Origin of the sequence: Bacteroides sp. 43_46 (genome assembly GCF_001915455.1) — a bacterium.
GTDB classification, from domain to species: Bacteria; Bacteroidota; Bacteroidia; order Bacteroidales; family Bacteroidaceae; genus Bacteroides; species Bacteroides caccae.
This window is the reverse complement of record NZ_MNQN01000098.1, coordinates 82,370-93,646: the sequence shown is the minus strand read 5'-3', so window position 1 is coordinate 93,646 and position 11,277 is coordinate 82,370. Positions and strand designations below refer to the sequence as shown.

Below are 11,277 nucleotides of genomic sequence, written 5' to 3'. Positions count from 1 at the left end.
ATCTATATCGGTGATCTTTTTATAAAGTAACGCCTGTCTTGAAGATAGCTATTTCGCGATAACCTTTCTTTTCATTGTTAACGAATTCACCGCTCGCCACTTTGATAACGTAGTCGATAAAACGTTCGCAAGTCTTTTCCATTGGTTCGTTCTCAACGATTACTCCTGCATTGAAGTCAATCCAACCCGGTTTGTTCTTCGCTAGATTTGAATTGGTGGAAATCTTCATTGTCGGGACAAAGGTACCGAAAGGCGTGCCACGTCCGGTAGTGAAAAGTACCATGTGACATCCGCAAGCGGCAAGGGTAGTAGCGGCTACCAGGTCATTGCCCGGAGCAGAAAGCAGGTTAAGTCCTTTCTTTTGCAGGCGTTCGCCGTAAGGCATTACACCGGACACATAACTCTTACCACATTTCTGTGTACATCCTAAGGCTTTTTCTTCCAATGTAGAGATACCGCCGGCTTTGTTTCCCGGAGACGGATTTTCACCAACAGGCTCTCCGTGTGACAGGAAGTATTCTTTGAAATCATTAATCAAATGTACTGTCTGTTCGAACAAGCCTTCGTCTGAACAACGATTCATTAAGATAGTCTCTGCACCAAACATTTCCGGCACTTCGGTCAGGACACTCGTACCGCCTTGTGCAATCAGGAAGTCGGAGAACATACCCAATAGCGGATTGGCTGTAATGCCGGAGAAACCGTCGGAACCACCACATTTCAGACCCACACGGAGTTCAGACAAAGGAACATCGGTCCGTTCGTCTTTGGATACTTTGGCATACAATTCACGCAGAATTTCCATTCCTTCTTCATATTCATCACCTACTTTTTGAGTTACCATGAATTTTACACGGTCTTTGTCGTACTCACCTAGAAATTCACGGAATACATCCGGCTGGTTATTCTCGCAACCCAGACCTACTACCAACACCGCACCTGCATTGGGATGAAGCACCATGTCACGAAGAATCTTTTTCGTATTTTCATGGTCGTCGCCAAGCTGTGAACAGCCGTAGTTATGTGGGAAAGCAACGATTGCATCCACGCCTTTTCCTGCTGTTTCACGGCGCAGTCCCTCTGCTAATTGTCCGATAATACCATTTACGCAACCGACAGTCGGAATGATCCATATTTCATTTCTTACGCCGACATCGCCATTCTTGCGGCGGTAGCCTTTGAAGGTTAAGTCTTTATGAGGGATATCCAAAGAGACCTGAATCGGATTATAGGTATATTCCAGTAATCCGGCGAGGTTCGTTTTGATATTCGTTTCGTTCATCCAGTCGCCTTGTTTCTTTGCCATTAGGGCGTGTCCGATAGGATAGCCGTATTTAATGACGTTTTCGCCTTCGGAGAAGTTCTTTAATGCGAATTTGTGTCCTGCGGGGATGTCTTCATTTAATGTAATCTCTATTCCATCTACGGAGAGATATTCTCCTGCCGGGAGGTTAACAATGGCAACGGCAACGTTGTCGGCAGGATTAATTCTTAAATACTTTGTTTCCATGTACTTGTTAGTTGGATTTGTTTTTTTGTTGTTATTTGCTATGGTAATAATCAATGGTTTCTACTGTCAACAAGTCAATTGGCATATAGTTGATGCAGGTCACTTCTTTCTTGAAAATAAGGTGGTCGCAAAGAGCTTTAATACCATTGAAACCTTGCAATTCCGGTTGCTGGGCAATGAGGAAGGAAACACTTCCTTCTTTCAGGCAGGTGACATTCCGTTCGAGAAGGTCATAACCTATCAGGTTGAAGTCTTTCTTTCCGTGACTTTGCAGATATTCGCCCACGATGTAGACTTTGGAGTTAAAAGTAATTCCGTTCTTCACTGTCGGGTGGGTGCGGAAGAGTTCATCCAGCATCTCATTGTCTTCGTCGTTGCGTTCGGCATGCAAGTCGAGCTCCAGTATAGTACAAGACGGATGATATTCTTCCATGTACTGCCTGAATCCGATTTCTCTGTTCTCTTGCTGGTTAGAACCGACAATTCCTTCATGTATTTTACGGAAAATGACGATTTCTTTTTCATCTCTGGCGAGCAGCATCAACATCCGTGCAGCAAAATATCCGCTCTGACGTGAGTTCTGGCCGAAGAAGGCGAGGGGAGGAACATCCTTGATATTCGAGTCTATATATATATAAGGTATGTCTAGTGTGTGCAGCTGGTCGGTGAATCCTTTCGTATATTGCGGAGCGGTGGGGGCCACCATAACTCCGTCCGGTTGAAGAGTGATAATCGTTTCGCTGGCATCAACAAAGGAATGATAGTCGTATGGGTCGTAGTAGTTGATTTTCACCGAGGTATTAAAATCTGAATAGGTAGCAATAGCCTCGTGGATACCCAGTTCTACGGCAGTCCAGTATTCACCTTCCAAATGTTCCGGCAAAAGGCATATGAACGTATATTTCTTATTGGAAGCCAGCGCACTGGCATACATATTAGGCTGGTAGTCAAGCTGTTTTAGAATTTCTTCCACTCGTTTCTTACTTGCTTCCGATACTCCGCTACGACTGTGGATCACACGGTCTACCGTTCCTACTGATACATCTGCCAGACGCGCGATATCTTTAATTCTGATTCTTTCGGGCAATTTATTCATACGATTACCTTATTTATATAGGTTTTTGTGCTCGCACACAATATCGCACACAATAATAATCTTAATATTTTCGATACAAATATATAACAATTTTTGTAATTACGAAAATTGTTGTATCTTTGTGCCCGCACACGAAAGGTGTTGTATCCTATCCTATTTATGGATTAATAGTCATTATATCAGTGTGTTAAGCTCGAAAATTAGCTAAAAATGATAAATTGAAAGTTCATAATATTAATAACTTAGAATTTAAAACATAAGATTATGGGAGAAAGTCGTTACATTAGGCGAAATCATGCTTAGATTATCAACTCCGGGTAATACTCGTTTTGTTCAATCTGATTCTTTTGATGTAGTATATGGTGGTGGAGAAGCGAACGTTGCTGTAAGCTGTGCCAACTACGGACATGACGCCTATTTCGTAACTAAATTGCCGAAACACGAAATTGGACAGTCTGCTGTTAACGCATTGCGTAAGTATGGTGTGAAGACAGACTTTATTGCTCGTGGCGGCGATCGTGTAGGTATCTACTATCTTGAAACAGGTGCTTCTATGCGTCCTAGCAAGGTTATCTATGACCGCGCTCATTCTGCTATTGCTGAAGCCGACGCTGTTGACTTCGACTTTGACGCTATCATGGAAGGCGCTGACTGGTTCCATTGGTCTGGCATCACTCCGGCTATCTCTGACAAGGCTGCCGAACTGACTCGTTTGGCTTGTGAAGCTGCAAAACGTCATGGTGTAACTGTTTCTGTTGACTTGAATTTCCGTAAGAAACTGTGGACAAAGGAAAAAGCACAGTCTATTATGAAACCGTTGATGCAGTTTGTCGATGTATGTATCGGTAACGAAGAAGATGCAGAACTTTGCCTGGGCTTCAAACCGGATGCAGACGTTGAGGCCGGTCACACAGATGCTGAAGGCTACAAAGGTATCTTTCAACAGATGATGAAAGAATTCGGATTCAAATATGTTGTTTCTACATTGCGCGAATCTTTCTCCGCAACTCACAACGGTTGGAAAGCTATGATTTACAACGGCGAAGAATTCTATACTTCAAAACGTTATGATATTGATCCGATTATCGACCGTGTAGGTGGTGGTGACTCATTCTCCGGTGGTATCATCCACGGTTTGATGACTAAACCTAATCAGGGCGAAGCTCTTGAATTTGCAGTGGCTGCGTCTGCCTTGAAACACACTATTAATGGTGATTTTAACCTTGTTTCCGTAGAGGAAGTGGAAGCATTGGCTGGTGGTGATGCAAGCGGTCGTGTACAGAGATAAAGAGATAAGTTGAAAGTTTAAAAACAATTCATTTAAAATAGGAGATTAAAATGGCAAAATTCGATAAAATAGCCGTATTGAATAAAATCGGTTCTACAGGAATGGTTCCTGTATTCTATCACAAAGATGCAGAAATTGCAAAAAAAGTGGTAAAGGCTTGTTATGACGGTGGTGTTCGTGCTTTTGAGTTTACCAATCGTGGTGACTTTGCACAGGAAGTATTTGCTGAAATCGTAAAATTCGCAGCAAAAGAATGTCCTGAAATGGCAATCGGTATCGGTTCTATCGTTGATCCGGCTACTGCCGCTATGTATTTGCAACTGGGTGCTAACTTCGTAGTAGGTCCATTGTTCAATCCTGAAATTGCTAAGGTATGTAACCGTCGTTCAGTGGCTTATACTCCGGGTTGTGGTTCTGTATCAGAAGTTGGTTGCGCTCAGGAAGTAGGTTGCGACCTTTGCAAAGTATTCCCGGGTGATGTTTACGGAACAAACTTCGTGAAAGGTTTAATGGCTCCGATGCCATGGTCTAAGTTAATGGTGACAGGTGGGGTAGAACCTACAAAAGAAAACCTGACAGCATGGATTAAGGCTGGTGTATTCTGTGTAGGCATGGGGTCTAAATTGTTCCCGAAAGATAAAGTGGCAGCAGAAGACTGGGCTTATGTAACAGCTAAATGCGAAGAAGCTCTCGGCTATATTGCTGAAGCTCGTAAATAAGATTAGAGAGCGAAAGCTGTCTATAATAAAAAAGAGGCTGGTGAGACAGCCTCTTCAAAATATGCCTCAAAGGGTTAGTTAGTTTAGTTAGTAATGAGGCATATTTTCATTTTGTTTAAAGGTGTTTAAAGGGGATAGGTCATCGGAATGAGTGATTCATTTCGGTGGCTTGTTTTTTGTTACTTTTCATTAAGAATGATGAGGCAATCGCATTTTGATGACACGCCCGACAATAAGAGCTATAATATAGAATACGGCAAAACCGATAATAGAAAAAACGAATGGCTTTTGTTCATTGAAGGTACGTCGTGGAGGAATGACAGTGTAAGTTTCTGACGTAACCTGATTGGTTGGCTGTGTGGCAGGAGAGACCTTTAGTGTTGTTCCTGTTGTTTCCATTTGACAGCTATCTGTTGCAGATATTGTATCCTCTGTTATTTCTGTAAACATATCTTTTTCCCTTTTTATTTGTATCTGAATTCTTGTAATTGTTATCAGTTATAACATAGTACATAGACTTTTGTTTAAGGGAGCAAAGATTGTTGCAAAGGTAATTAAAAAAGTAAATGATGAATCAAGGGGAGTGCATTCTTTTTAAAAGATTTGATGTAGGTCAATTTTTAAGGCCTTTCTTTCTTGTTGTCTTTTGATAAGAGTGCCATGTCGTGTGAGTTCTTTAGAGAGTTACACGGATAATATTTGTAGGCATTATCCGTGTAGTAGTGTTAGAGTAACAATTATTCGGGTACGTAAATTATTTCCCCGTTATCCAATTCATAGGCGATACCGATTTTCTTGCCACGTTTCCCTTCTTTTTTATCCTGGTCCTCCGAAGGAGTATACCGATTGATTTTTTCTCCTTCTTTGGTGATGATTTCCATATTTTCCTTACCCGGATTTTTCACCATGGTGAAGTCTTCTTGCGAGAATACCTCAGTCATGTTGTAGCGGCTGACAAGGGCAACCATTAAAGCTACTGCAAATACCATAGCAACGTCAAACAAGTTGGATACTACGCTGATGGGGTCGGAGTCTTCTTCTTTTCGTAATAGGTTATGTTTCATTTCTCAGTAGTTTTAGTAGTACGGTTTTCGTTCAGAAGTTCAGCGATAAATTCGAGATTGGTCATATCTTGCAGATACCAACGTTGCTTAACCTGCTGTGTGAGAAACCCGACGGCACCTGCTACCAATCCGACCACGGTCGTGGCAAAGGCAATCTGCATATTATAAGCCATGGAAGCAATATCTCCGCTTGCCAGTCCGGCCAGGGCAGGGCCCATTGGAATCAAAGTACCCATTAATCCTAAGATAGGACCTAGTTTGGTCAGCGTTTTTGAGATTGCAAGGTCTTTGTCGGCTGCAATCTCAAAGTTAGCCAATAAACGTTGTACTTGTGCGGGAGTATCACGGGCATCCAGTACCTGACGCATATACATAATAACGAGTGAACGCGACTTTTCCGGTAACTTGGAATTTAGTTCTCCTACTGTTTCAGAAGTTAGTTTCCCCAGTTCATTGCGGAGCAAAGCTTCTGTTTTGCGAATGGACATATACTGTCCGTAGAAACTGCCTGCAAGTAACAGTGCCCGGCAGAAGAGAATGATTAATAATACGATGACAGGAACAAGTAATCCTGTTGAAATCCAATATAAAATATCTGATATAAAGTTCATTGTTGTTGATTATTTAATAGGTAATTGATTCTTTTTATTGCTTCATGCTTTTCTGTTTGTTTCTGTTCCGAAAGTTCCACCAGACAAGACCGATGATTCCACCGGCCAGAGTGATAACCAAAACGCCTGCCAGTGCTTGCCAGTCTATTTCGCTGACACCTGTCGCCGAAGTTCTTCCGTTGACGGTGGCTACAATTCCTAGGATAGCTACCAGTGCATTAGTGAGGAAGAACAATTCGAGGCGTAATTCCTTCTCCGGTAACAAATAGAGCAATAAATATCTGCCGGAAGGAATTGCTATCAGGATAAAACCGGCATAACTCCAGGCTATTGTCTGAAAGGAAATGCCCGGAAAGGCGAATATCAGGTATATTAACCCGCTGAATAGAACCGGGAATATCAATAATCCAGGAAACCAGCGGAGAAAGCGGTACATCACAATCATACGAGGTTTGACCGGATAATCGTTCGCCACGTGGACAGCCAGCATGGCGTAAGCCATTTGCACGCAGACCTCCACACTAAGCAATACAGCTGTATCCAACATCAAAGGTTGATTACTAAGCCAATTTGCTATCTGGGTTTTAGACTGTTCAATAGCATACGGCCACATTAATCCGGCAAACGCAGCGCAGATAGCGGCGATAACACACACCGCTATTACTTTCCAAAATGTTTGCTTCAGCAGAAAATTAAATGCTGTCAGAAGCATAAGTACAAGGACAACTGTATTCATTTTTGCTAATTACAAATTATGAGTTACAATTACATTTGGCTGCTTTTACGGCGTTTGCGTACAAAGAGGATTAAAGCAAGTAGGACAATGATAACAGCAATACCGACAGCTACATTGCTTAATGTATTTGTTTGTTCTTCAGTGGTCTGGTTCATTTCTTCTTTTTTCATCACTACTCCTTTGTCATTTCCGCTTGCTTTTGCTTCACGGATTTTGGAGATATTCTCTTTGTATTGTGCGGCTGTTGGCGCATCTGCTTTAGAAGCAATATAATCGCGTAGTTTTGCATTGTCGCAGACGAAGCCCGAACAGGACGGACGATAATTGTTGACTATCTCCGTATGTAACTTACTCAATTCTGCTACTTGTTCTTCGCTGGCTTTCCATAATCCTTTGCGGGCACTTTCGAGCATGACAGCCGTCATTTCCTCGAGAGCGGCAGGATTCTGTTGTTCAAAGTATTTCTTTACTCCCAAGTTAAGCTCGTCTTTTACATATACATTATAGATATTATCCCAAAGTTCTTTATCAATGGCGGCAGTTTTCATCACATTCCAACCATAAGTGTTGGTGATAACTTCTGCAAATTCACTCGCAGAAGAAGCTCCTCCTTTCATTTTCTCTTTAATATAGACCGGATTGAGAATAGTCGTACGACTTTCTACACCGACAGCTTCTTTAAGTTCCTGCATTTTCATGTTATTACGATTGCGATAGTCGCTGAGGTAAGCGTCCGGATCTTTACCGGTCACATTGCGAACGGCAAGATTCATGCCTCCCATAAACTCATATACATGGTCAAGGCTTAAGGCACCCCAAGTATTGCTTTGACGTGGCTGTACTACTACATCTGTACGTGTCAATGCTGCTTCAAAAGCAAATTTTTGGAAAACTTCCCAGTTCTTTTCACTACCGTAATAAGCTCCCATATTATTGAGATAGGTAGTAGCAAGTTCCGATTCATTTTCCCAACGGTCACCGGATTCCACCATTTCCTGAATACCGGTACCGTACATACCGTTTATTCCTCCGAATATGCGGAAAGTTGAAATCTCCCGGGCGTCTTTCGGGCTCAATCCTTTTTCTGTCAATACCCGTTCAGCCTCAATTACACTTGTCGCTACTTGGTTCTCGTATTTATCATCTTTGGCACCGGCAGCCATTTCTACCGCACGGTTAATCAGGAAAAGACGGGAGGCGGCAAGGTCACGAAGTTGTCCGGAGGTCTGAACTACCACATCAATACGCGGACGACCCAGTTCTGCCGAAGGAATCAATTTTAAATCGCTGACACGGCCGAAAGCATCACGAACAGGTTCTACACCAAGCATATAAAGGACTTGAGCAATCGTTGCTCCCCCGGTCTCGATGAACTCGGAGGACCAGAGTGTATAGCTTACTTTCCGTGGTATAGAATCGTTATGACGTTGTTTGTACGTATCAATCGTTTGTTTGGCTAAAGCAATCCCTTTTTCCCATGCCGATTCAGTAGGAGTCGCTTCAGCGTTGATAGCGTACATATTGCGTCCGGTAGGCAATGTATTCGGATTAGCTATGGGGTCACCTCCCGGGGTAGGGGTGGTGTAGCCTCCTTTCAATGCATTCATCAGACTAGCCAGTTCTTCTTCAGGACTTGTCAAAAGTGCATTTTTATAGTTTCCTATATTCTTAATAGTGCGTTCCACTTCTGTGACAGCCAAAGAAAACTCTATATCTTCTTTGCTATACTCTTTAGGAGCTTTTCCCGGATCCATGTTAGTGCCCATTTTCTTCATGGCTTCTTTCATGCTTTCGGGAATTTTCTCATGAGGGGACTTTTCACTTTGCTGTGCAGGATGTCCTCCCATTTTCTTGTTCTTATCATCTTTATCTTGTTTGGCTGCGGCAACCATCATCATCGCCATCATTCCTTTCGGAGCATTCCGGTCAGCTTCTATTTGGCGTGCTTTAGCCAGTTCCTGAGGAGTAATTCCGGCAGTACGGCAGATCAGTTCGTCTGTTGCCTGTGCAGGATTGGTTATCAGCTTTTCTACTAACTGGCGGGCAGGATTTAGATATTGCTGTGTAAAAAGACTCCGGTGTTTGTTGATAGCGTTCGTTGCTTTTCCACGTTGCTTGTCAAGAGCCAAAAGGCTGTATGCGATAGGTTCTGTTGCCATTGCGTAAACAGAAGAAGTAATCCGTTCCGGTTCATACGGAACACCCATAGTATAAAGTTGCCCGGTGATTTTTTCTGTGGCCAATTCTTCGGCGAAGTTTTCTATACGGGCGATTTCATCCTCTGTATAAGGCTTGTTGGTGATGCTGTCTAGACCTAAATCTCGGTGGATTCCCATTTTTACTGTCAATGCTTTGATGGCCAGCGATTCCTGCTCTTTATTCTCTTTTGCGGAGTTATTGTAAATCTTGATTTTCTCCATAAGCTCACGATAGATACCGCGCACGCTACTTTCGAGGAAAGGAGGAGTAAGGTAAGATTGCAGTGTCGCATACGAACGGCGTTTTGCCATCATTCCTTCACCTACATTTCCGATAGAATAGAGATAAAAGTGAGGAACAGTTCCGACCAGACGGTCCGGCCAGTCATTGCTGCATAGGGCAACTTGTTTTTTAGGAGTGAATTCCAAACTGCCATGTGTTCCGAAATGAATGAGTGCATCAGCTTTGAAACCGTGCTGCATCCATAAATAAGAAGCGATATAAGTATGCGGAGGAGCAGCGTTCGTTCCATGAACTACCTGAAAAGAATTGTCTCCACTTCCTGCTGCATTCTGTGGCATTAACACGATATTACCGAACTGTAACCGGGCTACGCCCAAACATCCGTCCGAAGTGACCATATAGTTTCCGGGAAACTCTCCGTCGGCAGCAACGACTTCTGCATATTTTTCAGGACGAAGCGATTCTTTCACCCAGCTTTCATATTGTTCTTTTGTAATTAATTCCGGATTTCCGTTTTTCATGAACTCGTCAAAAGCCCCCTCTGCATACGAGTTGAATACTGCACCTTGTGCTTGTATCATTTTTGCAAGTTCTTGTGCATTGGCAGGAAGTCCTGACACATTATAACCTTCCTGTTTCATGCGAAGCAAGAGATTGTAGAGCGAAGGTACTACTTCCATTCCGGCAGCCGTCAAGGCATTTTGTCCCGGTCCTTTGTAATAGTAGATAGCAACCTTTTTGTCTTTATTAGGCTTTGTTTTCAGATTCAGATAGTTGTTGATAGTGGAAACGAATGTTTTCAGTCGTTCGGGAATGGCGTATGAGTGGCGTAATCCTTCTTTGTCTTCATATTGTGCAAAAAGGGCAAAGGGGCGGATAGCACCATCTATTTCCGGTGTCACAATGCTTTGTGACATAAAACCACCGGACATACCCAACGGATCGTTTTCCCATTCATCCACAAGGCTGTTGATCGTGAGTGGGGCAAAAAGCAGAATATTCTTAGTTTTCAGATAATCTACCATTCTATCCCCCATGCGTCCGTGAGCCATATTAATAACAGCGTCAGGCTGCACTTCATCAATAAACGACATGAATCTTGTCATTGACTGAACCGGATAAACGTTGTAGCCTTCTTTTTCGAGAGCTTTGATGAGGTCGGTAGCATCTGCCATTTGTCCGGTAATTATAATTCTTCGAGCTCCTTCTTTGTAGAGGTTGTTGTCTTTCATAAATTTCTCATAGTCGGTAACTGTGAGAAATTCCAGCTCATCGTCCGGATTACTGATTCCGGCATGATACAACATATCGCTCGGCCTTTCTACCGGGTCTTCCATTTCAGTTGTGGAATATGTTTTTCCATCAATGGCTTTACGGATGTAGTTCAACATATTCCTGTAGTTCGTTTTTCCGCCATTGCTCAGATAGCGGCGTATCAGATTCTGTTGTACACTATCGAGGTTACAGATATTGTTGGTAGGATTGGTGGCCATTGATGTGTACACAGGGACACCTTTGTCTGCTGCCTGCTGTATTTGCTGACGCTGTTCTTCAACGATACGCAGTCCCATGCCGTTAACAAATACCATATCATAATTTGACAGGCGGTCGAGGTTGGCAAGCGATACTTCGCTGAGTTTGATGAATGAATTGTCATTTGCTTTCGATATGCTTCCCTGCTGTATGGTCTGGAAGTTGACGAAAGCAATCTTTGTGGCGCTGAACCAGGCATTCCAGATAGATATGCCTATCAGGACGGCTGCAACGATGCACACACCTAAGATGATTTTACTTTTCTTTTTCATTTCTCT

General features: G+C 42.9%; 9 protein-coding genes. 2 read left to right on the top strand and 7 right to left on the bottom strand.

The window, feature by feature from the left end; translation table 11 throughout:
* Window positions 1–19: 19 nt before the first annotated feature.
* Together BHV72_RS08250 and BHV72_RS08245 are read right to left on the bottom strand one after the other, a co-directional pair.
* Window positions 20–1,510 carry a UxaA family hydrolase gene (locus BHV72_RS08250; RefSeq protein WP_005675619.1) on the bottom strand — a complete coding sequence of 497 codons (1,491 nt, stop codon included), beginning with the start codon at window positions 1,508–1,510 and terminating at the stop codon, window positions 20–22.
* A 31-nt stretch (window positions 1,511–1,541) separates the two neighbouring features.
* Window positions 1,542–2,606: a LacI family DNA-binding transcriptional regulator gene (locus BHV72_RS08245; protein ID WP_005681243.1), complete on the bottom strand. Its 1,065-nt coding sequence runs from the start codon at window positions 2,604–2,606 to the stop codon at window positions 1,542–1,544.
* A gap of 256 nt (window positions 2,607–2,862) precedes the next feature.
* On the opposite strand from BHV72_RS08245, the gene BHV72_RS08240 reads away from it, so the two are divergent.
* Window positions 2,863–3,894, top strand: a complete 1,032-nt coding sequence (locus BHV72_RS08240) for a sugar kinase (protein WP_286855575.1) — start codon at window positions 2,863–2,865, stop codon at window positions 3,892–3,894.
* A 50-nt stretch (window positions 3,895–3,944) separates the two neighbouring features.
* A complete protein-coding gene (locus BHV72_RS08235; RefSeq protein ID WP_122265072.1) occupies window positions 3,945–4,613 on the top strand; it encodes a bifunctional 4-hydroxy-2-oxoglutarate aldolase/2-dehydro-3-deoxy-phosphogluconate aldolase in 669 nt (222 codons plus the stop codon).
* Window positions 4,614–4,802: 189 nt separating this feature from the next.
* On the opposite strand, the gene BHV72_RS08230 is transcribed toward BHV72_RS08235, so the two are convergent.
* The 5 genes from BHV72_RS08230 to BHV72_RS08210 form a co-directional block, all read right to left on the bottom strand.
* Window positions 4,803–5,063, bottom strand: coding sequence for a hypothetical protein (locus BHV72_RS08230; RefSeq protein WP_005681241.1), 261 nt, complete (start codon window positions 5,061–5,063; stop codon window positions 4,803–4,805).
* Window positions 5,064–5,350: 287 nt separating this feature from the next.
* Window positions 5,351–5,677 carry a DUF2149 domain-containing protein gene (locus BHV72_RS08225; protein WP_122265073.1) on the bottom strand — a complete coding sequence of 109 codons (327 nt, stop codon included), beginning with the start codon at window positions 5,675–5,677 and terminating at the stop codon, window positions 5,351–5,353.
* Entirely contained in the window at window positions 5,674–6,288 is a 615-nt protein-coding gene (locus BHV72_RS08220) for a MotA/TolQ/ExbB proton channel family protein (RefSeq protein ID WP_005675625.1), read from the bottom strand. The genes BHV72_RS08225 and BHV72_RS08220 overlap by 4 nt, the downstream gene beginning before the upstream one ends.
* A 34-nt stretch (window positions 6,289–6,322) precedes the next feature.
* Entirely contained in the window at window positions 6,323–7,024 is a 702-nt protein-coding gene (hmuT, locus tag BHV72_RS08215) for an HmuT family protein (protein ID WP_005681239.1), read from the bottom strand.
* A gap of 29 nt (window positions 7,025–7,053) precedes the next feature.
* Complete coding sequence (locus tag BHV72_RS08210; protein ID WP_286855573.1) at window positions 7,054–11,271, bottom strand: cobaltochelatase subunit CobN; 4,218 nt, start codon at window positions 11,269–11,271, stop codon at window positions 7,054–7,056.
* Window positions 11,272–11,277 lie beyond the last annotated feature (6 nt).